At 66.8% G+C, this 21,685-nt stretch carries 29 protein-coding genes and 2 pseudogenes; 27 read left to right on the top strand and 4 right to left on the bottom strand.

The features are described 5' to 3' along the window. Positions 1-3: 3 nt before the first annotated feature. The 13 genes and pseudogenes from BTH_RS06915 to BTH_RS06855 all read left to right on the top strand — a co-directional run bounded on the left by BTH_RS06915 (position 4) and on the right by BTH_RS06855 (position 6,257). Positions 4-1,017: a phage major capsid protein, P2 family gene (locus tag BTH_RS06915; protein WP_009897058.1), complete on the top strand. Its 1,014-nt coding sequence runs from the start codon at positions 4-6 to the stop codon at positions 1,015-1,017. After that, the gene (locus BTH_RS06910; RefSeq protein ID WP_009897056.1) at positions 1,014-1,703 is read left to right on the top strand and encodes a terminase endonuclease subunit; all 690 of its coding nucleotides are present in this window, start codon (positions 1,014-1,016) and stop codon (positions 1,701-1,703) included. Before BTH_RS06915 ends, BTH_RS06910 begins: the two co-directional genes overlap by 4 nt. Before the next feature lie 99 nt (positions 1,704-1,802). Beyond that, positions 1,803-2,282 carry a head completion/stabilization protein gene (locus tag BTH_RS06905; protein ID WP_009897054.1) on the top strand — a complete coding sequence of 160 codons (480 nt, stop codon included), beginning with the start codon at positions 1,803-1,805 and terminating at the stop codon, positions 2,280-2,282. Continuing rightward, the gene (locus BTH_RS06900; protein ID WP_004524437.1) at positions 2,282-2,533 is read left to right on the top strand and encodes a hypothetical protein; all 252 of its coding nucleotides are present in this window, start codon (positions 2,282-2,284) and stop codon (positions 2,531-2,533) included. Before BTH_RS06905 ends, BTH_RS06900 begins: the two co-directional genes overlap by 1 nt. Further along, on the top strand, positions 2,530-2,736 hold the full coding sequence (locus BTH_RS06895; RefSeq protein WP_004524438.1) for a tail protein X: 207 nt from the start codon (positions 2,530-2,532) through the stop codon (positions 2,734-2,736). The genes BTH_RS06900 and BTH_RS06895 overlap by 4 nt, the downstream gene beginning before the upstream one ends. Before the next feature lie 14 nt (positions 2,737-2,750). Continuing rightward, positions 2,751-3,095 (top strand): putative holin, encoded by a 345-nt coding sequence (locus tag BTH_RS06890; RefSeq protein ID WP_004524439.1) that lies wholly within the window; start codon positions 2,751-2,753, stop codon positions 3,093-3,095. A gap of 1 nt (position 3,096) precedes the next feature. Continuing rightward, positions 3,097-3,369 carry a phage holin family protein gene (locus BTH_RS06885; RefSeq protein ID WP_004524440.1) on the top strand — a complete coding sequence of 91 codons (273 nt, stop codon included), beginning with the start codon at positions 3,097-3,099 and terminating at the stop codon, positions 3,367-3,369. Further along, the gene (locus tag BTH_RS06880; protein ID WP_009897048.1) at positions 3,366-4,178 is read left to right on the top strand and encodes an N-acetylmuramidase domain-containing protein; all 813 of its coding nucleotides are present in this window, start codon (positions 3,366-3,368) and stop codon (positions 4,176-4,178) included. Before BTH_RS06885 ends, BTH_RS06880 begins: the two co-directional genes overlap by 4 nt. After that, positions 4,175-4,531 (top strand): annotated as a pseudogene (gene lysB / locus BTH_RS06875) (Rz-like lysis system protein LysB); the annotation flags it as partial. The gene BTH_RS06880 and the pseudogene lysB, both read left to right, overlap by 4 nt. Further along, the gene (lysC, locus tag BTH_RS34980; RefSeq protein WP_216642431.1) at positions 4,452-4,727 is read left to right on the top strand and encodes an Rz1-like lysis system protein LysC; all 276 of its coding nucleotides are present in this window, start codon (positions 4,452-4,454) and stop codon (positions 4,725-4,727) included. The pseudogene lysB and the gene lysC, both read left to right, overlap by 80 nt. Beyond that, on the top strand, positions 4,720-5,136 hold the full coding sequence (locus BTH_RS06865) for a phage tail protein (RefSeq protein ID WP_004531054.1): 417 nt from the start codon (positions 4,720-4,722) through the stop codon (positions 5,134-5,136). Before lysC ends, BTH_RS06865 begins: the two co-directional genes overlap by 8 nt. Next, positions 5,133-5,600, top strand: a complete 468-nt coding sequence (locus BTH_RS06860) for a phage virion morphogenesis protein (protein ID WP_004531055.1) — start codon at positions 5,133-5,135, stop codon at positions 5,598-5,600. Before BTH_RS06865 ends, BTH_RS06860 begins: the two co-directional genes overlap by 4 nt. A gap of 153 nt (positions 5,601-5,753) precedes the next feature. Then, positions 5,754-6,257, top strand: coding sequence for a hypothetical protein (locus BTH_RS06855; protein WP_004534424.1), 504 nt, complete (start codon positions 5,754-5,756; stop codon positions 6,255-6,257). A gap of 165 nt (positions 6,258-6,422) precedes the next feature. Here BTH_RS06855 and BTH_RS06850 read toward each other — a convergent pair whose 3' ends face one another. Further along, complete coding sequence (locus BTH_RS06850; protein WP_011401235.1) at positions 6,423-7,199, bottom strand: DNA-methyltransferase; 777 nt, start codon at positions 7,197-7,199, stop codon at positions 6,423-6,425. 18 nt (positions 7,200-7,217) lie between these two features. On the opposite strand from BTH_RS06850, the pseudogene BTH_RS34975 reads away from it, so the two are divergent. The 14 genes and pseudogenes from BTH_RS34975 to BTH_RS06785 form a co-directional block, all read left to right on the top strand. Beyond that, a pseudogene (locus tag BTH_RS34975) lies at positions 7,218-7,451 on the top strand (hypothetical protein); the annotation flags it as partial. Next, complete coding sequence (locus tag BTH_RS06845; RefSeq protein ID WP_009897036.1) at positions 7,373-8,053, top strand: phage baseplate assembly protein V; 681 nt, start codon at positions 7,373-7,375, stop codon at positions 8,051-8,053. The pseudogene BTH_RS34975 and the gene BTH_RS06845, both read left to right, overlap by 79 nt. Then, positions 8,050-8,412 carry a GPW/gp25 family protein gene (locus BTH_RS06840; protein WP_004531058.1) on the top strand — a complete coding sequence of 121 codons (363 nt, stop codon included), beginning with the start codon at positions 8,050-8,052 and terminating at the stop codon, positions 8,410-8,412. The genes BTH_RS06845 and BTH_RS06840 overlap by 4 nt, the downstream gene beginning before the upstream one ends. Then, on the top strand, positions 8,409-9,314 hold the full coding sequence (locus BTH_RS06835; protein WP_004524450.1) for a baseplate assembly protein: 906 nt from the start codon (positions 8,409-8,411) through the stop codon (positions 9,312-9,314). Before BTH_RS06840 ends, BTH_RS06835 begins: the two co-directional genes overlap by 4 nt. After that, complete coding sequence (locus BTH_RS06830; protein ID WP_009897027.1) at positions 9,307-9,861, top strand: phage tail protein I; 555 nt, start codon at positions 9,307-9,309, stop codon at positions 9,859-9,861. Before BTH_RS06835 ends, BTH_RS06830 begins: the two co-directional genes overlap by 8 nt. Positions 9,862-9,871: 10 nt before the next feature. Further along, positions 9,872-12,235, top strand: coding sequence for a hypothetical protein (locus BTH_RS06825; protein WP_009897025.1), 2,364 nt, complete (start codon positions 9,872-9,874; stop codon positions 12,233-12,235). Between the two features lie 16 nt (positions 12,236-12,251). Beyond that, positions 12,252-12,923, top strand: a complete 672-nt coding sequence (locus tag BTH_RS06820) for a tail fiber assembly protein (protein WP_004533037.1) — start codon at positions 12,252-12,254, stop codon at positions 12,921-12,923. A 55-nt stretch (positions 12,924-12,978) separates the two neighbouring features. Further along, on the top strand, positions 12,979-14,151 hold the full coding sequence (locus BTH_RS06815) for a phage tail sheath protein (protein ID WP_009897023.1): 1,173 nt from the start codon (positions 12,979-12,981) through the stop codon (positions 14,149-14,151). A gap of 15 nt (positions 14,152-14,166) precedes the next feature. After that, positions 14,167-14,676 (top strand): phage major tail tube protein, encoded by a 510-nt coding sequence (locus BTH_RS06810; RefSeq protein WP_009897021.1) that lies wholly within the window; start codon positions 14,167-14,169, stop codon positions 14,674-14,676. A gap of 57 nt (positions 14,677-14,733) precedes the next feature. Continuing rightward, positions 14,734-15,078 (top strand): phage tail assembly protein, encoded by a 345-nt coding sequence (locus BTH_RS06805; RefSeq protein WP_004531064.1) that lies wholly within the window; start codon positions 14,734-14,736, stop codon positions 15,076-15,078. An 8-nt stretch (positions 15,079-15,086) separates the two neighbouring features. Beyond that, the gene (locus tag BTH_RS06800; protein ID WP_004552648.1) at positions 15,087-15,200 is read left to right on the top strand and encodes a GpE family phage tail protein; all 114 of its coding nucleotides are present in this window, start codon (positions 15,087-15,089) and stop codon (positions 15,198-15,200) included. 2 nt (positions 15,201-15,202) lie between these two features. Continuing rightward, positions 15,203-18,163, top strand: coding sequence for a hypothetical protein (locus BTH_RS06795; RefSeq protein ID WP_009897013.1), 2,961 nt, complete (start codon positions 15,203-15,205; stop codon positions 18,161-18,163). 17 nt (positions 18,164-18,180) lie between these two features. Further along, positions 18,181-18,606: a phage tail protein gene (locus BTH_RS06790; protein ID WP_009897011.1), complete on the top strand. Its 426-nt coding sequence runs from the start codon at positions 18,181-18,183 to the stop codon at positions 18,604-18,606. After that, complete coding sequence (locus BTH_RS06785; RefSeq protein WP_009897009.1) at positions 18,606-19,706, top strand: phage late control D family protein; 1,101 nt, start codon at positions 18,606-18,608, stop codon at positions 19,704-19,706. Before BTH_RS06790 ends, BTH_RS06785 begins: the two co-directional genes overlap by 1 nt. Before the next feature lie 10 nt (positions 19,707-19,716). Here BTH_RS06785 and BTH_RS34765 read toward each other — a convergent pair whose 3' ends face one another. The 3 genes from BTH_RS34765 to BTH_RS06775 form a co-directional block, all read right to left on the bottom strand. Then, the gene (locus BTH_RS34765; RefSeq protein ID WP_172961430.1) at positions 19,717-20,253 is read right to left on the bottom strand and encodes an IS21 family transposase; all 537 of its coding nucleotides are present in this window, start codon (positions 20,251-20,253) and stop codon (positions 19,717-19,719) included. 425 nt (positions 20,254-20,678) lie between these two features. Next, positions 20,679-21,008: an H-NS family nucleoid-associated regulatory protein gene (locus BTH_RS06780; protein ID WP_009897004.1), complete on the bottom strand. Its 330-nt coding sequence runs from the start codon at positions 21,006-21,008 to the stop codon at positions 20,679-20,681. A gap of 13 nt (positions 21,009-21,021) precedes the next feature. After that, entirely contained in the window at positions 21,022-21,537 is a 516-nt protein-coding gene (locus tag BTH_RS06775) for a ProQ/FinO family protein (protein ID WP_009897002.1), read from the bottom strand. Positions 21,538-21,685: the final 148 nt, after the last annotated feature.

The raw sequence follows: 21,685 nt of genomic DNA, 5'->3' as shown, positions 1-21,685 counted from the left end.
CCAATGAGGAAGGAAACGCGCCAGGCATATGAAAAGTACGCCGCGCAAATCGCCAAGCTGAACGACACGGGCGACGTGTCGAAGAAATTCGCGGTCGAGCCGACCGTGCAACAGCGGCTCGAAACGAAGATGCATGAATCGAGCGAGTTTCTCAAGCGCATCAACGTGCTACCCGTGACCGAGCTCGAAGGCGAAAAGCTCGGCCTGTCCGTGTCCGGCCCGATCGCGAGCCGCACCGACACGACGAAGGCCGCACGCCAACCGATCGACCCGACGGCGCTCGACAGCAACCGCTACCGCTGCGAGAAGACCGACTACGACACGGCGATTCCGTATCGCAAGCTCGACATGTGGGCGAAGTTCGCCGACTTCCAGCAGCGCATCCGCGACGTGATCCTCAACCAGGGGGCGCTCGATCGCATCATGATCGGCTGGAACGGCGTGAAGGCGGCCGCGACGACCGACCGTCAGGCAAACCCGCTGTTGCAGGACGTGAACATCGGTTGGCTGCAACAGTACCGCGAGCGCGCAGCGCAGCGCGTGCTGCACGAAGGCGCGAAGCAGGCCGGCAAGGTGCTCGTCGGCAAGGCGGGCGATTACGAGAACCTCGACGCGCTCGTGATGGATATCGTGTCGTCGATGATCGACCCGTGGTTCCAGGAAGACACGGGCCTCGTCGTGATCTGCGGCCGCGAGCTGCTGCACGACAAGTATTTCCCGATCGTCAACGCGACGCAGGCGCCGACCGAGCGGCTCGCGGCCGATCTGATCGTGAGCCAGAAGCGCATCGGCAATCTGCCGGCCGTGCGCGTGCCGTTCTTCCCGAAGCGCGCGCTGATGGTCACGAAGCTGTCAAATCTGTCGATCTACTACCAGGAAGGCGCGCGCCGGCGCACGCTGAAGGAAGTGCCGGAACGCGACCGCATCGAGAACTACGAATCGTCGAACGACGCCTACGTGGTCGAAGACTTCGGCTGCGGCTGCGTGGCCGAAAACATCGAACTGGCGGCGGCATGACGATCAACACGCCCGCCCGCGCACACTTCAATCGCGTCTCGGCCGCGCGCGCGGCGGCCGCCGCGTCGCCCGGCGCGACGATGAAGGGCGCGACCGCCTATGAGCTGATGCTCGCGAAGCTCGCGGCCGACCGCCGCGCGCTCAAGGGCATTCAGTCGATCGAGCGGAAGATCGAGCTGAAACGCAAGCTGCTGCCGGACTACGCCGACTACGTGGCGGGCGTGTTGAGCGGCGGCCGCGGCGCGCAGGACGACGTGCTCGTGACGGTCATGGTCTGGCGCATCGACGCCGGCGACTTCGACGGCGCGCTCGCGATCGCGGCCTACGCGCTCTCGAACGGGCTCACGCTGCCCGACCAGTTCGAGCGCTCGCTCGCGTCGCTCGTCGCCGAGCAGTTCGCCGACGCCGCGCTGTCGTCGTTCCTCGACGGCGAGACGTTCGACGCGGCGAGCCTCGAGCTCGTCGACGATCTGACGCGCGAAGCCGACATGCACGACCAGGTGCGCGCGAAGCTGTACAAGGCGCTCGGCTACGCGACGCAGGCCGCCGCGCCGGCGCGCGCGCTCGACTATCTGCGCCGCGCGGTCGCGCTGAACGATCGCGTCGGCGTGAAAAAGGACATCGACCGGCTGACGAAGCAGGTCGAAGCCGCGGGCCGTCGGGGCGACGGCGCCGACGGCACGTAAAGAGCCCACCTCGGCATGGCGGCACCGGCGCCCAGGCCCTACGCCTGACGGTCACGGGCCTTGTGCGCCGGTCCACCGCCACCTCATTGCGAACCGACCATGAACAGCTTTGTTGCCACCGCCGCGCCCGCCGTCGCGGCGACGCCGATCGAAGGCACGTTGACGAACGACGGCTTCTTCCCGGACATCGATCTGTCCGCGCTGCGCGACGCGATGCGCCTGGACGGCACCGTGACGGCCGAGCGGCTGCGGCACGCCGCGCGCGACGCGCTGCTGACCGTGAACGACGAGCTTGCCGCGTGGCGCGCCCGGCATCGCACGGCGGGCGCGGCGACGCTCGCCGACGTGCCGGCCGCGCGCGTCGACGGGGAATCCGCGCTCGTTTCCCGCTACCGGCGCGCGGTGTACCACCTGACGCACGCGGACGTGACCGAGAAGTACCGCGGCTACGACACGACGAAGAGCGGCGGCCAGGCTGCGGCCGACCTAGCGGAGACGATCGACGAAGCGCGCCGCAACGCGAGGTGGGCAATCAGCGACATCCTCGGCCTCGCGCGCTCGACAGTGGAGCTGATCTGATGGCCCGCCCCCTGTACCGCATTCGTCAGTTCGCGCAGTCCCGCGTGCGCGGCGGGAAGCTGTTCTGCGCCGGCGCGTGCCAGGTGCAGCAGCGCGTCGCTGGCCTGTTCTGGCTTGAGATTGCCTATTGCTCGGATCGCACCGGCGCGGAGGCGGCCATACGAGCCGCCGTGATCGCGCGCCGGCGAGCCCGGCTCAAGCCGCGCGTGCTCGGCCTGTTCGATCGCGACGGGCAGGCGCTCGGGCAATGAAGATCGCGGCGCTGCAAGGCGAGACGCTCGACGCGCTGTGCTGGCGGCACTACGGCAGCACGGCGGGCACGGTTGAAGCCGTGCTCGAAGCGAACCCCGGCCTCGCCGAGCTCGGCGTCGTGCTGCCGATGGGAACCGTCGTGGAGATGCCCGAGCGCCGCGCGATCGAGACGACCACGCCGCTATTGCAACTGTTTGACTGACCGGAGCCGAATGAATGGCTGAACCGAACACTTCTTCGGCCGCGGCGCTGTTCGCCGCGGTCGGCCTCGCCGGCATCGCGCCGGGCGTCGACGGCGACGCGCTAATCGGCGCGTTCGCGGGCGCGGCGCTCGTCGTCGTCACGTCGAAAGACCTCGGCCTCGCGAAGCGCGCCGCGTACATGCTCATCTCGCTCGTGATGGGCTACCTCGCCGCGCCTGAAATCATCCACGCCGTGCCGATCCGCTCGACGGGTGTCGCCGCGTTCTTCGCGGCCGCGCTCGTGATCGCGGTCACGCTCACGCTGATCGAGCGCGTGAAGGGCATGGACCTGTTCGCGCTGTTTCGCAAGGGAGACTGACGTGCATGTCTCGTCCGCACTCGTCGCGCTCGCCGCGCACCTGGCCGTCATCGTGCGCGTGCTGACCTACCGCAAGAACGGCGCGCGGCATCGCTTCCACGTCGCGTGGGCGGCCTGGGTGATCGTCGCGATTTCGGGCGGCTCGGCGATCGAGCTGCTGTTTCATCCGAAGCCGACCGGCTTCTTTCACGCGGCGCTCGCGGTTCTGCTCGCCGTGTTGGTGTACCTCGCGCGCGGCAACGTCGCGCGCCTTCTACGGAGTGACGAAGCGTGAACATCCTTCGATTCAACGATCACGGCGCGGAAGTCGGACTGCTGCAGCAGCGCCTCGTGCGCGCCGGCTACCCGGTCGACGTATCGCACCTTTACGACGAACAGACCGAGCGAGCCGTCCAGACGTTGCAGGCGGCCGCGAGTCTCGTCGTCGACGGCATCGCCGGCCCGAAGACGTACCGGGTGCTCGCCAGCGGGCAGCGCGACCCTAAGCACCTGACGGACGCCGACCTCGCGCGCGCGGCCGCGACGCTCGGCGTATCGCTCGCGTGCGTGCGGGCTGTCAACGAAGTTGAGTCCCGCGGCGTCGGCTTTCTGGACGACGGCCGACCGAAAATCCTGTTCGAGCGGCATGTCATGTATCAGCGGCTCGTCGCGAATGTCGGCAGGGAAGCGGCGGACGCTGCCGCCGCACGATGGCCGGGCGTCGTCAACCCGAAGCGCGGCGGCTACCAGGGCGGCGCCGCCGAATACGTGCGGCTCGACACCGCGGCGCGCATCGACGCGGCATCCGCTTACGAGTCCGCGAGCTGGGGCGCGTTCCAGATCATGGCGTATCACTGGAAACGCCTGGGTTACGCGAGCGTCGACGAATTCGTGTCCCGTATGGAGCTGGGCGAAGCCGAGCACCTCGACGCGTTCGTGCGGTACGTCGCGGCCGACAAGAAGCTGCTAGCGGCGCTTCGTGCCCGGAAGTGGGCGACGTTCGCGGAAGGCTACAACGGCCCGGAATTCGCGATCAACCTGTATGACGTGAAGCTCGACCGCGCGTATGCGAAGTACGCCGGCACGGGCAAGGCGGCCGCATGAACCTCTCGCGCCTCATGCCGTGGCTGGCGCTGTTCGCGTTGATCGCGCTCGCCGCAAGCTGCCAGCACGGCCGCGCGCTGCGCGCGCAGCTCGAGCGGGCGACCGACGACGCGCGCCGTGCGAATCGCGACGCGCAAGCGAGCGCCGCCGTCATCGAGCGCCTGTTGGCCGACGCCAAGGCGAAGGATGCACAACGCGAGCAGCTCGACCGCGCGCGCGCCGGCGTCGACGCGACGCTCGCGACCTATCGAAACGAACTGCGGAGACTGATCGATGAAAACGCCGCCGTGCGCACCTGGGCTGCTGGCGCTCTGCCTGACGACGTTGTGCGCCTGCACGCAAGCCCCGCCCTCAATGGCGCCGACGATTACGCTCAACGAGTGCGTGGCGGTGACGCCCTGCACGATGCCGGCGATGGCGCCACGGACCAACGGTGAACTCAGCGACGCGCTGCACGTCGCGCGCGCGGCGTGGGCGCGCTGCGCGTCCGAAGTCGACATGATCGCGACGTGTCAGGCACGCGTGCGGCGGACGGACGGCCATGAATAAGCCGAGCAGCCTACGCGCGGCGCTCGTCGCCGCGTTACCGCAGCTCAACGCCTCGCCGGACCAGTTGCTCGTGTTCGTCAACGAAGGCCGGATCGAGGCGACGGGCACGCGCACGGCGTCGTTCGACTATGAATACGAGTGCGAGATCATCATTCGCGACTTCATCGGCAACCCGGACGACGTGATGATCGCCGTGGTCGAATGGGCGCGCGCGAATCAGCCAGACCTCGTGACGAATCGGGACGAGCGCCGCAACGGCATGACGTTCGTCGCCGACATCCTGTCGAACAACGCCGTCGACCTCGGGCTCAAGGTGAAGCTGTCGGAAAGCGTCGTGGTCGGCACCGACGAAGCCGGCAACCGCACGGTCGAGCACATCGACGACGCAGCCGACGAGTGGCTCTCATGACGGACGATCTTCAGGCGCTCGAACGATGGGCGGGCGGGTTGCTCGCGAAGCTGTCGCCGGCGGCCCGCCGTCAACTGCTGCGCGAGCTCGGCCGCGATCTGCGCCGCGCGCAGCAGTCGCGCGTCGCCGCGCAGCGGAATCCGGACGGCAGCGCGTACGAGCCGCGGAAGGTGAAGGCGGGCGGCAAGCGCTTGCGCGAGAAGGCCGGCCGCGTCAAGCGCGAGGCGATGTTCCGGAAGCTGCGCACCGCGCGCTATCTGCGCATCGATGTCGACAGTACGGGCCTCGCGATCGGTTTCGACGAACGGCTCTCGCGCATCGCGCGTGTCCACCAGGAGGGTCAGAAAGCGCCCGTCGAGCCGGGCGGGCCGCTCGCGCAGTATCCGGTTCGCGTCGTGCTCGGTTTCTCGGATGCCGATCGCGAGCTCGTGCGCGATCGGCTCCTTCGCGAGTTGACTCGGTAAATCGTCGCGCACCTACCAAAAATTGGAGTTGTGTGAATCCAACGCTTAGATAGGCTGCACGTCACGCACGCGCGGATTGCACAGTCTGTTCGCTCGACATCCGATGTGCGTGCTTGGTCTTCATAGATGCCGCTTTGTTCCAGGAGGCTTACGATGCCTAGCAAACTGTTTCTATATGACGCGAACGAGGCCAACAAGGATTTGCTCGACTACTTCAAGAACAAAAATTACACAAGAGTCGCGCTAACAAATAGCACTGATTTCTTTTGGTCGCAGATCGATTCGGTTGATAACGGTGGCTATCTCGCCATTATGAGTCATGGCAATAACAACACCTTTGAGATCGCCATGGGCAATCCACCGAAGGATATGCGGCAGGATCAGATTGTGCCGTTCGGAACATCGCTCAACCAGCGCAATGTGACGCTGTATCTCTTGTCGTGCCACACTGGAAATGATCCTCTAGGCAGATCACTGTTGGGTACCGGATGCAATTTCGCTGCACCGAAGGGCTATGCTCTAGTCAAATCCAGCTCAGCTGGCGTCGGCGTCTATTCTGTCGTAGACCCCCATGCATCGGATGTGAAGTATGCAGGTTGGACAGGCACCGAGGGAGTAATTCCTAATCGGGACACGAAACCACTCAACATAAAATAGTTCGCATCACATAAGCGTTCTGAACATTTTTAAAAGTTCACGAACTGGCCGACGACACTTTTACGACTGGCTGTCGAAGACACTCACGCTCGGACATGGTTGTCGGCCCGCCTGTCTCCGAGTTGAAGCATGCGCGCGGCGATCGAGCGCAAGCGACATGGGTCGTTAAGTGACCTGAAGCGCTGAGTCGCTCGACATACCCAAGCGATGCAATGCGATCGCGTGATACGCCGCATTCGTCTCACACCCGATCCAATGTAGGCTGGCCTCGCGCGCCGCGGCGAGAAACGTGCCGGAACCGGCGAACAGATCGCACACGACGCCGCCGGCCGGCACGAGCCGCACGACCTCGCGCGCTATGTCGAGCGGCTTCTCGGTCACGTGTTGCTTCGGCAACGGCAAGCGGCACGGGAACACGCCGGGCAGATACACCTCGCAGTCACGCATCGCGCCGCGGCTCGCCCATACGACGAATTCCGCCTGCTGCGCGAAGCCGCCGCGCCGCGGCCGCGTGCGGCCGGGCGTCTTGTCCCATACCGCGACGCCGCGCAGGATCAAGCCGGCCGCCTGCACGACATCGGTCAGCGTCGGGAGCTGACGCCAGTCGATGAAGCTCACGAGCAGCCCGCCCGGCTTCAACGCGCGCCGGCATTCCGTCAGCCACGCGTGACACCAGAACGCCCACGCGCGCTGGTCCATGTTGTCGCTCTCGAAGTCGGTATAGACAGTCTTCGTGTCGCTGTTGATGTACTTCGTGCTCGGCGGCCGCGAGCGCGCCGACGTGTGCAGTCCGCCCGACGAATACGGCGGATCGGTGAACACCATGTCAATTGACGCGTCGGGCAGCATGCGCGCGAGCGTGAGCGCATCCATTGCGTGAAGTCGGTCGAGTAGCGGGGAAAGATCGGCCGCGGGCGCGGCGTCGGTAGCGTGAATCGTCATCGTGTTGCGAGAGTGGAAATGCGCGCGCGGCACGAGCCGCCCGCACTGTTGCGTATGTCGAGCGGCCATTGTCGACGCACGTTTCATTGCGCGGATCACGAGTGCGCTGTACCCGGCAGCACGACAAAGGCGAGTGCTCGCGCCACGCGCGGGCGACCGGCACCATTGCCGGTATGGATGCGAACGAAATTCAACGGCAAGCACGCAACGCCGTGCGCAAAGGCTCGATTCTCGATGTCGACCACAAGGCGGCGCTTTGCCGCGTGGCGATCGGCGAATCGGACGACGACGGCCTGCAAACGAACTGGATTCCCTGGCTCACGCCCTCGGCCGGCGCGACGCGCGAATGGTTGCCGCCGACGAAGGGCGAGCAAGTCGTCGTGCTCGGCGCGATGGGCGACCTTGCGCAAGGCGTCGCGCTGCGCGGCGTGTTCTCCGACGCGTTCCCCGCACCGGACCACCTGCCGAACACCCACACCCGCGTCTACGCGGACGGCGCGCGCGTGAGCTACGACCACGACGCGCATGCGCTCACGGCCGAACTGCCCGCCAGCGCGACGGTGCGCCTCATCGCGCCCGTGTCGGTCACGGTCGAGACGGAATCGGCGACCGTGAAAGCCGCGTCGGTCACGTTCGACGCTGAACAGACCACCTGCACGGGCGCGTTGCTCGTGAAAGGGCCGCTCGTGTTCAAGTCCGGCATGACGGGCTCGGGCAGCGCCGGCGGCGGCCACGTCATGCGCATCGACGGCGCGGCCGATTTCACGGGCGAAGTGCGCTCGATGGGCAAGAGCTTGCCCTTCCATACGCATCAGGCGCGCGGCGAATCGGCCGAAGTGAGCCCGCCGCTATGAGGGGCATGAACGCAGAGACGGGCCGCTCGATGTCCGGCCTCGATCACCTCGCGCAGTCCATCGGCCGCATCGTCTCGACGCCGCTTGGCTCGTGCATCCAGCGCCGCACGTTCGGCTCGGAACTGCCCGACCTCATCGACGCGCCCGCCAACGGCGCAACCCGGATTCGCCTGTATGCGGCGATCGCGACCGCGCTCATGCGGTGGGAACCGCGCTTGACCGTCACGCGCGTTCAGATTTCGGCGGCCGCCGCCGATGCTTTCGCCGGCCGGCAGTTCGTCGACATCGAAGGCTGGACCGACGAGCAAGACGAGCTCGTCTCGCTGCGCGTGCCGATGACGAACGGAGGAACAGCATGAGAAGCACGCCCATCGATCTTTCGCAGCTCCCCGCGCCGGACATCGTCGACCCGCTCGACTTCGAGACGCTGTTCGCCGAGCGCAAGGCGCGCCTCGTGTCGCTGTATCCGCCCGAGCACCAGGCGGAAATCGCCGCGACGCTCGCGCTCGAATCCGAGCCCGTGACGCGCGTCCTTCAGGAGAACGCCTATCGCGAAGTCCTGCTGCGGCAGCTCATCAACGACAAGGCGCGCGGCCTGCTGCTCGCCTATGCGCGCGGCACGACGCTCGAACACATCGCGGCGCTGTTCGATGTCGAGCGGCTCGTGGTCACGGCGGCCGATCCGGAGCACGGTATCGATGCGGTCTATGAGGACGACGACAGTCTGCGCGAGCGCGTGCAGCTCGCGCCGCGCGGCTTCTCCGTCGCCGGCCCTGAAGAGGCATACGTGTTTCATGCACGTTCAGCCGATGGCCGCGTGCTGTCTGCCGCCGCGTTCAGCCCCGAGCCGTGCGTGATGGTCATCACGATCCTGTCGCGCGAAGGCGACGGAACCGCAAGCGACGAGCTGATCGAGATCGTCAGGAAGAACCTGGAAGGCAAGCGGCCGCAGACCGACGAAGTGATCGTGCAGAGCGCAAAGATCGTGCGCTACGCGATCCGCGCGACGCTGCGCTTCTTCTCCGGCCCGGATCGCGGCGTGGCGCTCGCGGAAGCCCGCAAGCGCACCGCGAAGTTCGCGGCGGACATGCGGCGCATCGGCATGGAAATCACGGTCGACGGCCTGCACGCGGCGATGCGCGTCGCCGGCGTGCAAAAGGTGCTGCTCGACTCGCCCGCCGGCGGCGTGCCCGTGACGCACGAGCAGGCGCCGTACTGCACCGGAATCGAGCTGATCGACGGCGGGGTGGCGGATGACTAGACGGGCAACCTCGCTGCTGCCGCCGAACGCGACCGCGCTCGAGCGCCGGCTCGCGGACACGAACGCGCGCATCAGCGACATCCCGGTCGACATCGGCACGCTGATGGACCCGGACGCGATCCCGCTGCGGTTTCTGCCGTGGCTCGCGTGGCACCTCGGCGTCGAGACGTGGAAGGACTACTGGCCCGAACAGGTGAAGCGCGCGCGCGTGAAAGCGGCAATCCGGATCGCGCGCAAGAAAGGCACGGCTGCGGCCGTGCGCGAAGTGTGCGCGTCGTTCGGCGCGAACGTCGCGATGCGCGAGTGGTTCGAGAAGACGCCGAAGGGCCGGCCGGGCACGTTCGAAATCTTGATGACGGTCGGCGCGCGCGACGGCATCCCGGCAACCGCCGAATACGTCGCCGACATCATCGCCGAAGTCGACCGGGCCAAGCGCGGCACCGCGCACTACACGTTCACGCAGGGTTTCAGCGCGACGGGCACGCAGCGCATCGGCGCGGGCGCACGCGCGGCGGTGTATCGCCGCCTGTCCCTCACGGATATCTGACATGGCAGGAATGGTCATCCACATTACCGACGCCGGCCGCGCGGCCTTGGTCGCCGGCGGCAACACCGGCACGGCCGCGCGCCGCGTCGTCGAAATCGGGCTCGGCACCGCGCCGTTCGCGTTCGATCGCGGCATGAAGACGATGCCGAACGAGCGCAAGCGCGTGTCCACGTTCGGCGGCGAAAACGTCGCGCCGGACACGGTGCACGTCGTGATCCAGGACGACACGAGCGACCAGTATTCGCTATACGCGTTCGGCCTGTATCTCGACAACGGCGTGCTGTTCGCCGTGTACGTGCAGGACGCGCCGATTCTGGAAAAATCCCCCGCGGCGATGATGCTGCTCGCGACCGATGTCGTTTTCGCGACGATCGACGCAGCCAAGCTCGAGTTCGGGCCGGCGACGTTCCTGAATCCGCCGGCGACGACCGAGCGCAAGGGCGTGGTCGAGCTCGCCACGCAGGCCGAAGTGGACGCCGGCGACGACGACACGCGCGCGATCACGCCGAAGACGGCGAAGCGGCGCTACGCGGCGCTCTCGGGCGCGACGTTCGACGGGCGCGTGCGTGTCGTCGCCGATGTCGACGATCGCGCCGCGCAGCTCGACGTGTCGCCGAAGACGGCCGGCGTCGGCAAGGCCGGCAAGGCGCGCCTGTTCGGCACGTTCGGCGACGCGACGCTGCCCGATCTGAGCCCGCGCCTGGTCGCGACGCTGCGCGCGGGATTCGACGCCGGCGCGTGGGGGCGCGAGTACGTCGACGTTTGCCTGAACGACGGCACGAACAACGATGCGGCGAGCGACGCGAAGCAGAAGCGCGTCGCACGCTTCGCGTCGGGCGGCCGCGTGCTGATCGGCGAGCGCGCGGACGACGGCAAGACCGCGCTGCAGGTGCGCGGCGGCGTCGACGCATCGGAAGGCGTCGCCGCGCGCGCGATCGACGCCGGCGGCGCCGGCGGGCAGTTCCGCGCCGTGTACGACGGCTACGGCGCGTTCATCCGCAACGACGGCCGGAGCGTCTATTTCCTGTCGACACCGAAGGGGGCCCCGGACGGCGGCTTCAACGACTATCGGCCGTTCTCGTGGTCGCTGTCGACAGGGCAGGTGATCGTCGACGGCAGCGGAGCGGGCACGGTCTTCGGCGGCGCCGTGGACGTCGCGCGCGACCTCGAAGTCGGTCGGCAGGCAAGCGAAGGGCATATCAAGCTCGGGCCGGTCGACGGCTACCTCTACGCGAACCCGGTCAGCACCGGTTGGTGGTCGCCGGCGGGATCGTCCTATCAGTACATCTTCGCCGATCACACGTTTCGCATTGACGGGCGGATGGCGTGGCACGAAGGCAATCTCGACCCGCTCGACAAGAGCAAGGGCGGCATGCTGGCCGGCGATGTGTCGTTCGCGCCGGGCAAGCGGCTCGTGCTCGCCGAAGGTAGCCCGGCCGCGCCGTCGCTCACGTTCGCCAACGACGGCGCGCCGGATACCGGCCTCTATCACGCAGCCGACGGCGAGTTCGGCGTGACCTGCAACGGGCGCGCCGTCGTGCGGTTCTCGCCGGCGCTCGTGGCCTTCGAGCAACCCGTGACCGTGCCGACGCCGCCGGCGGCGGATCGATCGACGCGCGCCGCGACGACGGAATGGGTGCGCACGGTCCTGTCGGCGACGACGATCGGCCAGATTGTCTTCGAGCCGCGCACGACCGTGCGGCCGGGCTTCCTCAAGGCGAACGGCGTGCTCGTGAACCGTGCCGACTATCCCGAGCTGTGGGCGTATGCGCAGGCGAGCGGCGCGCTCGTCTCCGATGCGGACTGGATGAAGGATCGGTGGGGCTGTTTCTCGACCGGCGACGGCGCGACGACGTTTCGCCTGCCCGAGCTGCGCGGCGAATTCATTCGTTGCTGGTCCGATGCGCGCGGCGGCGTCGACGCGACGCGCCAAATCGGCGCCTTCCAGGGCGACCAGAACCACACGCACGCACACGGCGCCGCGGCAAGCGAAGCGCCGGACCACGTCCACACCGCGTGGACCGACGTGCAGGGCTGGCACGGCCACCACGGTTGGACGAACGCTGTCGGCGACCACCAGCACGTCTCGCCGTGGGGCGAGCACCCGCAGATGTACAACCCGCCGTGGGGCACGTGGGGCGCAGCCAACAACCGCGGCGCGGAGGGCAGCGACAACGACAACGTGTACGGGATGACGAGCCCGGCCGGCAACCACAACCACGAGTTCAACACCGAAGGCAACGGCAATCACGGGCACGCCGTCGGTATCGGCGGCGGTGGCCGGCACGCGCACACGATCGCCGTTCAACCCGACGGCGGCGACGAAGCGCGCCCGCGCAACGTCGCGCTGCTCGCGCTGATTCGCGCCTACTAACCACGAGAGACACGACATGCTGATTCACCACTACGACCCGGCAACGGGCGAATACCTGAGCAGCGGCCAGCCGGACGCCGACCCGCGCAACGACGGCCGCTGGCTGATTCCGGCGTCCGCGACGCTCGACGCCCCGCCGGCGCGCACGCCGACCACGTGGCCGTTTTACCGCGACGGCGCGTGGTTTCTGCTGCCCGACTACCGCGGCCGCCTCTGCTATCGGACGGACACGGGCGAGCCGGTCGAGATCGCGATCGCGGGCAAGACGCCGGCCGACCTCGGCCTGACGACCGAGCCGCGCCCGTCCGAGCGGCACGCGTGGCTCGACGGCGCATGGACCGTGCCGGCCGAGCTGCTCGCGCGCGAGAAGCGCGACGCGGCGATGGCCGAGTTCGAGCGACGGTTGGCGATCGCGCGCCGGGAGAACCTCGGCAAAGCCGACGCGTACGCGGCCGGCCAGCTCGACGACGAGCAGACGTACTACTTCAAAGCCTGGTCGGCCTACCAGATGGCGCTCGTCGCCGCGATCCAGAAAGACACGTTCCCGGACGCGATCGCGTGGCCCGACACGCCCGCGCCGTACGTTCCGCCGCCGCCCGAGCCCGTCGCGCCGGAAGGCATGCCGCCCGCCGCACCGGCCGTTGCCGGCGACGCCGCGCGGCCGGAACCCGAACACGCCCCGGCCTGACGCCGGCCGATCATAGGGAATCCTCCCGATTTTTACGTAACAGGAGCTGCACACCATGCCGCAGGATTACCACCACGGCGTACGCGTCATCGAAATCAACGAAGGCGGCCGCCCGATTCGCTCAGTGTCGACAGCCGTGCTCGGCGTCGTCTGCACGGCGGCCGACGCTGACGCGAGCGCGTTTCCACTCAATACGCCCGTGCTGCTGACGAACGTCGTCGCGGCGCTCGGCAAGGCCGGCAAGAAAGGCACGCTGCGCCGCACGCTCGACGCGATCGGCAAGCAGACGAAGCCGCTGACCGTCGTCGTGCGCGTCGCCGAAGGCAAGGACGCCGACGAGACGACCTCGAACGTCATCGGCACCGTGACGCCGGACGGCAAGTACACGGGCATCAAGGCGCTGCTCGCCGCGCAGGGTCCGCTCGGCGTGAAGCCGCGCATTCTCGCGGCGCCCGGCCTCGATACGCAGCCGGTCGCGGCCGCGCTCGCGGCGACCGCGCAGTCGCTGCGCGCGATGGCCTATGTGTCGGCGTCCGGCTGCAAGACGAAGGAAGAAGCCGCCGCGTACCGCAAGCAGTTCGGCCAACGCGAAATCATGGTGATCTGGCCGGACTGGCTCGGCTGGGACGACACGACGAACTCGACGGCCGTCATCCCGGCGCCGGCGATCGCCGCCGGCTTGCGCGCGAAGATCGACAACGACATCGGCTGGCACAAGACGATTTCGAATGTCGTCGTGAACGGCGTGTCCGGCATCAGCGCCGACGTGTCGTGGGATTTGCAGGACCCGGCGACCGATGCGGGCTACCTGAACGAGCACGAAGTGACGACGCTCGTGAACCGCAACGGCTTCCGGTTCTGGGGCGAGCGCACGTGCTCGGACGATCCGAAGTTCGCGTTCGAGAACTACACGCGCACCGCTCAGGTGGCCGGCGATTCGATCGCCGAAGCGCAGATGCCCGTCGTCGACGGCCCGCTGAATCCGTCGCTCGCGCGCGACATCGTGGAAAGCATCAACGGCTGGTTTCGGCAGCAGGTCGCGAACGGCTACCTGATCGGCGGTAGCGCGTGGATCGATCCGGAGCCGAACACGGCCGACATTCTCGCGTCCGGCAAGGCGTACATCGATTACGACTACACGCCGGTTCCGCCTCTCGAAAATCTGGTGCTGCGCCAGCGCATCACCGACCGCTTCCTCGCCGATTTCCCGGCGCGCGTGGCGGGCTAACAGGAGTCAAATGCAATGGGTATGCCTCGAAAACTGAAGGGCTTCAACGTCTTTCACAACGGCGCGAACTTCGTGGGCGAAGTCGATGAACTCGTTCTTCCGAAGCTCAAGCGAAAGATGGAGCCGTGGCAAGGCGGCGGCATGACCGGCCCGGTCAAAGTCGATTTCGGCAACGAAGAGCTTCAGCTCGAATGGACGTGCGGCGGCTTCATGGTCGAAGTGCTCGAACAGTACGGCGCCGTGCAGCACGACGGCGTGCTGCTGCGCTTCTCCGGCGGCTATCGGCGCGAGGACAGCAAGAAGCACGACCAGATTGAAGTGGTCGTGAAAGGCCGCCACGAAGAGATCGACATGGGCACCGCGAAGGCGAAGGAAGACACGAAATTCAAGATCACGACCAACGCCAGCTACTACAAGCTGACCGTGAACGGTCGCGACCTCATCGAGCTCGACTTCGTGAACGCGGTCGAGAAGATCAACGGCATGGACCTCGCGTCGGACCTTCGCCGCGCGATGGGCCTGTAATCGACGCCCGCGTCGAGCGCGGGCCAGTCCAATTTCACATCCAACCCAGGAAACACCATGACGACCATCGATACCGCTCACATCGAAACGACGGGCCACGCCGCGCCCGACGAGAACACGCACACGCTCGACACACCGATCGAGCGCGAAGGGCAGACCATCACGCAGGTGACGTTGCGCAAGCCGGCCGCGGGCGCGCTGCGCGGCACGTCGCTCGCCGCACTCGTGAATCTCGATGTCGACGCGCTGCGCAAGGTGTTGCCGCGCATCAGCACGCCGACGCTGACCGAGTTCGACGTGGCCGGCATGGACCCGGCCGACCTCGTGGCGTTGGGGGGTATCTTCGCCGGTTTTTTGATGCCGAAGGCGCTGAAAGCGAGCATGGAATCCCGGCCCGCGTAGAAGACGCGATGGCCGATATCGCGACGGTGTTTGGCTGGACGCCGCGCGATATGGCCGCCTTCTCCCTGGCCGAATTGATGGACTGGCGCGAGCGCGCCCGGATACGTAGCGGAAACGAGTGACGATGGACAACGCCCTGAAACTGCGCGTGATGTTCGACATGATCGACAACTTCACGAAGCCCCTGAAAAACGTGCTGAACAGCAACAAGGGGCTCGCGCAGGCGCTCAAGCAGACGCGCGGCGAGCTCGCCGAGCTCGGCAAGCAGCAGAAGGCCGTCGCCTCGTTCCGCGAGATGCGCACCGGGCTCGCGGGCACAGCGGAGAAGCTCGGCGAAGCGCGAACGCGCGTGAATGGCCTCGCCACTGCGTTGCGTGCGGCCGACCAACCCTCGCGCCAGATGATTGCCGATTTTGAGAAGGCGAAGCAGTCCGCGGCGCGCCTGTCGATCGAGCACGAGAAGCAGTCCGCCCGCGTACGTGAGCTGCGCGCGCAGCTCGCGAGCACGGGCATCGATACACGCCAGCTCGCCGAGCACGAACGCACGCTGCGCTCGAACATCGCGCAGACCACGGCGGCAATGCAAACGCAGACGCGCCAGCTCGAAGCCATGGCCGAGCGCGAGAAGAAGCTCGGCGCGGCGCGCGGCAAGATGCAGGCGCTACAGGGCGTCGCCGGCGGCATGGCGATCGGCGGTTACGCGGCGCGCTCGACCGGCGCGCACGCGCTCGGCGATCTGCGCGAGGCGCTCGACGAGACGAAGAAGATACAGAACGAGCGCGCGCGCATTACGGCGCTAGGCCTCGGCGACCAGGCGACAAAGGACGCCGAGAAGTACGTGCGCTCGATGAAGATGATGGGCGTGAGCACGTCGGACAACATGACGCTGATGCGCGACGCGCTGTCGATCTTCGCGGACGAGCACCACGCGCAGATGGTGATGCCGACGCTCGCGAAAATGAAGTTCGCGAACGAGGCGATGTTCGGCGCGGAAGACGCGCACGCGAACGAAGAGAAGTTCATGAACATGCTGAAGGTCATCGAGCTGCGCGGCGGCACGAAGGACGAAGCGACGTTCAGGAACGAAGCGAACATGGTACAGAAGGTGCTGTCGGCGACGGGCGGCCGCGTTGGCGGCGACGAGTGGCGCAACTTCATCCAGACGGGCGGCATCGCGGCAAAGCAGATGCGCCAGGACGCGTTCTATTACCAGATGGAGCCGCTGATTCAGGAAATGGGCGGGCACCAGGTCGGCACCGGGCTCATGTCCGCATACAGCAACGTCTACCAGGGCAAGACGACCGTGCGGGCCGCACAGGAGATGATGAAGCTCGGGCTGCTCGACAAGAAGAACGTCGAGTACAACAAAATCGGCATGATCAAGCGGATCAAGCCGGGCGCGCTGCTCGGCGGCGATCTGTTCAAGGCGTCGCCGCTCGAATGGCTCGAAAAGGTGCTGCTGCCGCAGATGGCGAAGAAGGGCGTCACGGACCCCGACAAAGTGAAGGACATGATTTCGACGATCTTCACGAACCGGACGGCCGCGAATCTGTTCTCGACGATGTACATGCAGAGCCAGCAGATCCACAAGAACGAGAAGCTGAACAAGGGCGCGTATGGCATCGACGAAATGCACGACCTTGCGTCGAAACAGACGCCCGGAAAGGAGCTCGACGCACGCGCGAAGCTGCGTGATCTGCTGAATGAAATCGGCGAGCGCATCGCGCCGATGTATAACGCCGCGCTCGACAAGACGCGCGAGCTCGCCGACAGGCTGCTGACGACGATTCAGGCACACCCACAGGCAACGAAGGTAGTCGTCGCGCTCGCGGCCGGCTTCGCCGCGCTGCTCGCGGTGCTCGGCACGTTCACGATCGTCCTCGCCGGCGTGCTCGGCCCGCTCGCAGTCGTGCGTTTCAGCATGGCGACGCTCGGCATCCAGGGCGGCATCCTGTCGCGCGCGCTCGGCATCGGCGCGGCCGCATGGCGGATGTTCGGCACGGCCGCGATGGGTGCCGGCCGCCTGTTGCTCACGACGCCGATTGGCCTATACACCGCGGCGTTCGCCGCCGCCGCGCTGCTGATCTACCGCTATTGGGGGCCGATCAAGGCGTTCGTCGGGGGCGCGCTCACGGCGATCGGCGATGCACTGGCGCCGATCGGCGTCGCGCTTCGGGGCGCATTGCAGCCGGTCGGTCGCGCGCTCGCGGCAGCAAAACCGCTGTGGAACGGGCTGGGCGGTGCGCTCTCGACGGTGGCCGGCTGGCTCGGCAAGCTGTTCGCGCCGGCGCGCGCGAGCGCCGATGCCCTATCCGCGGCGGCGGCGGCCGGCCGCGGATTCGGTGCGGTGCTCGGCACGGTGTTGCGCGTCGCGCTCGTGCCGCTCACGTGGCTCGGCCGCGCGCTCGGCGGGCTCGCCGGCCTGTTCGTGGAAGCGATGGGCGACGCGCGCGCGGCATTGAACGGCGGGCTCGCCGCGCTCGGCACGCTGATTCTGAACTGGTCGCCGCTCGGCATGTTCTACCGGGCGCTCGCGGGCGTGCTGTCGCTGTTCGGCGTCGAGCTGCCCGCGAAGTTCTCCGAGTTCGGCGGACACCTTATCGACGGGCTCGTCGGCGGCATCAGCAGCGGACTGGGCAAGGTGAAAGACGCGATTTCGAATATGGCGAACAGCACGGTGGGCTGGTTCAAAGAGAAGCTCGGCATCCATAGCCCGAGCCGTGTATTCGCGCAGCTCGGCGGCTTCGTCGGTGAAGGCGCCGCGCTCGGTATGCAGGGTGAGCAGCAGCGCATCGCGAAAGCGGCGCTCGGCCTTGCAACCGTAGCCGTCACGTCATTCGGCACACCGGCGCTCGCAAAGCCGATGCCGCCGCTCGTGCAGGCGACCGTGCCGATCGATCGCCGCGCGCCGCTCGCCGCGCCATCCGCGGCTTCATCGCCGGCCGCGCCGGCGTCGCCGATCGTCATCAACATCTACCCGCAGGCCGGGCAGGACCCGCACGCGATCGCACGCGCCGTCGAAGCCGCGCTCGATCGCCGCGAGCGCGCGAAGCAGTCGCGCATCGGCTCGCGCCTGTCGGACTGACGCAACCGGAGCCACGCATGCTCATGTCCCTCGACCAATTCGTTTTCAGCCTGACGAGCGCACCGTTCCGCGAATTGCAGCGGCGGCGCACGTGGAAGCATCCGACGAGCTCGCGCGTCGGCGCGCGCGACGGCCGCCAGTTCGCCGGCGTCGGCGATGACACGATCACGCTGAACGGCCTCGTCGCGCCCGAGACGTTCGGCTCGATCGCGTCGATTCGCGAGCTCGCCGCGATGGCGGACACCGGCGAAGCGCACGTGCTCGTCGACGGCGCCGGCAACGTCTACGGCGCGTACGTAATCGCCGAGCTGAACGAGACGCAGAGCTACCACACGGCGGACGGCACGCCGCGGCGCATCGAGTTCCAGCTCACGATCGAGCGCGTCGACGACGACGTGCTGCGCACGACGCGCGAGAAGAACACGCGCAAGGACAAGCGCTGATGCCCACGCCGACGAACGAACGCACCACGAGGGCGGAATTGCAGGACGCGCCGCGCGTCGCGCGCCTGCATCCGCAGCCGGACTACCGCATTTCAGTCGGCGGCCGCGATCTGTCGCGCCTGTTCGCGCCGCGGCTCGTGTCGCTGTCGATTTCGGAGTCGCGCTCCGACGAGGCGGACACCATCGATATCGTGCTCGACGACTCGAAAAACGATCTGGACATTCCGAAGCGCGGCGCGACGATCAAGGCGTCGATCGGATGGGCCGGCGAGCCGCTCGTCGACAAGGGCAGCTTCGTTGTGAACGAAGTCGAGCACAGCGGCGCGCCGGACATCATCACCATCCGCGCGCGCTCGGCCGCGATGACGAGCGGCATGCAGGAGCGCCGCGAGAAGAGCTGGCATCGGCAGACGATCGGCTCGATCGTCCACGCGATCGCCGGGCGCTACTCGCTGGCGCCGATCGTCGGCGACGCGCTCGCGAAGGTCCTGATCGCGCACATCGACCAGACGCACGAATCGGACATGTCGTTTCTGACGCGTCTGGCGAAGCGTTATGACGCCGTCATGAACGTGAAGGATCTACGCTTGCTGTTCATGCCGATCGGCACCGGCCAGACGGCGAGCGGAAAGCAGCTCGACGTGCTCGAACTGACGCGCGCGAGCGGCGACAGTCATCGTTACCACGTGTCCGAACGCGAGAACTACGCGGCCGTGCGCGCGCACTACCATTCGACCGGCCGCGCGAAGCGGAAGTCGGTCATCGTCGGCGGTGAGAACAACAAGAACGTGAAGGTGCTGCCGGAAGACTACGCGACGGAGGCGGAAGCGCGCGCTGCCGCGCAAGCGGAGTTCAAGCGGATGCAGCGCAGCCAGGCGACGATGAGCTACACGCTCGCGCGCGGCCGCGCCGAACTGTTCCCGGAAATGCCCGTGACCGTGTCAGGCTTCAAACCGGAAATCGACGAGACGCCGTGGCTCGTGAAGAAGGCAACGCACACGATCGGCGACGTTGGATTCACGACCGCGCTCGAGCTCGAAATGCGGGACGATCCGACGACCGATCGGCACCGATCGCATTTTCGGCGTTCCGGCAAGTAGTGCAGGGCGGTCAGGACGAGTTGCTGCGCCAGCGGTAAGCTGGCGGATCGGTGTCCGCGAAGACGCCGCCCGATCGCCATGACTTCCACGAGCGCGGCAGGTCGACCGCGAGCACGCGCCATTTCGCCAGCACGGCTGCGAACACGCCTTTGGCCTTTGAATGTCGGATCTTGTCGACAACATTCCAACCACGAACGTACTGGCGAAAGCTTCTTTGGCTGGACAGGTAGTGTGGAGCGTGAACGCCGACCCACGCGAGAATTTCGGTGGGTGTCACGTCGGGAGCGGATACGTCCGGCTCGATCGTCGGCTCCACGGGAATTTCGCCGATAAGTAGTTGCGGAGTGGCTTGGGCTGCGTCTATCTCGACTTGGCGCAGACGTAATACTTCGACGCGATGCCATGGGATCGGCGAGCGGCCGGCCAAGTAGTTGCGGACGCTACGCGTACAGCAACGAAGCGCTTCGGCAATTTGGCGGATGGAGAGGCCGTCAGTGAGCGCGATAAAATCGGACAGCTCGCCATGACGGGGCGCGGCGGGGTTCATTGTGTGGACTGCGTGGGATTCTGTAACGATTTGTAAATATGTTTACAAATTCGTGAATCAACCTGACAGGTCCGACAGGTTCAGCTAGCGATCAAATTTGACATAACGTAAATTATCGACCTTCCGGGTTGTGGTTGCCAAGTTCAAATGTCCGCTTCTGGCTAAGTTCAGATGCCCGCTTTTCGACCCATCGTACTGACCGGCCGCTGGCAATCCAGCTCCGGAGGCTTCGTTGGCTGCAACGGAACGGATCACGGGACCGGACCGATTCAAGGTCATTCCGGACGCGGCGGACGACAAGCTCACCCCGTGGCGCCGGTCGAGCGACTTGGGTTGACGACGTGGCAGATTCGGCGACGGCTGGCCGGCCGGCTGTGGGAACCCGGGCCGCAAGGGTCTCGTGTTGCAGCGCCGCGCGAGCCCGTCTACGCATTTTCCCCCGGCCACCAAGGCTCCGGCGCGGGCCGAATCAGATAATCGTCGAGGTTCTTGCCGATCAGCCATTTCGGGCATGCACCGCGGCCCGTCCACGATTTGCCCGTCGACGGATCGTAGTATTTCGCCGGCAGTTTCTTCGGCTTGTCTTTCACAAAGCCCGCGGCCCTGAGCAACTCGACTTCCGTGATGTCGAACTGCTTCACCTGTTCGCGAATGGCGGCCAGCGCCTCGGCCTTTTCCTTCTTCTTCGCTTCCTCGAGGAGCAGGTTGAGGTGGCCGAGCTCCTTCTGCAGTGTCTGAATTTTGCTGGTTGTCACGTGATCTGTGTCTTCAATCGGTGTGCTGCTCGCCCTGCGGCGGGCATGCGGATGTCGGTTGCTGTTGCCGAGTCTGTTCGGGCTTGGCCGACTGCGCGCGCGGCTTCGCCGGGCGGCGCCCTTTCAGCATTCGCGCGCGTTTCGCGTCGGCGGCCGATACCCGCCCTGCTTCGCCGCCCGCCAGATCGACTCGCACGGCATCTTCGACGAGGCACGTCCAGTACCGGTTCCCCTGGCACCAGGTCCGCATCGCGTCGCGCAATTCGGCTTCGGTCAGTCGAAGCTCGCTCGCCCGGCCGACCAGGTCCTCGAGAATGCCGACCTTGAGCGGCACCTTTGGCGCGGGATTGCGCGGGAACGCCTGCGGAAACCGCTTCTGGAGTTTCGCGATCGTCAACACCACCGGGTCCGTCGAGCTCGGCGCAGTCGCCGGCTTGGCGTCCCGCTTCTGCGGTTTCGTCACCGCCCGCTTTTGCGCGGCGTCTCTCGCCAGTTGATCGCGCAATGACGCAAGTTGCTCAAAGCCCATAACTTCCAGCTCACTGAAAAATAAGCCGAGATTGTAGCAGCCGATCGCCGTGCGTTTTAGCGATTCCGTCGCCGGGCGTTCTCGCCGACGTCGGCGATGGCCGCCGCCGCGCGCGTCCGGCGGCGCAAGCGCAGCCGCGTCGACGGAT

Origin of the sequence: Burkholderia thailandensis E264, assembly GCF_000012365.1 — a bacterium.
Classification (GTDB): Bacteria; Pseudomonadota; Gammaproteobacteria; order Burkholderiales; family Burkholderiaceae; genus Burkholderia; species Burkholderia thailandensis.
Note: the sequence above shows the minus strand (reverse complement) of the source record. Positions and strands in the feature narration are given on the sequence as shown.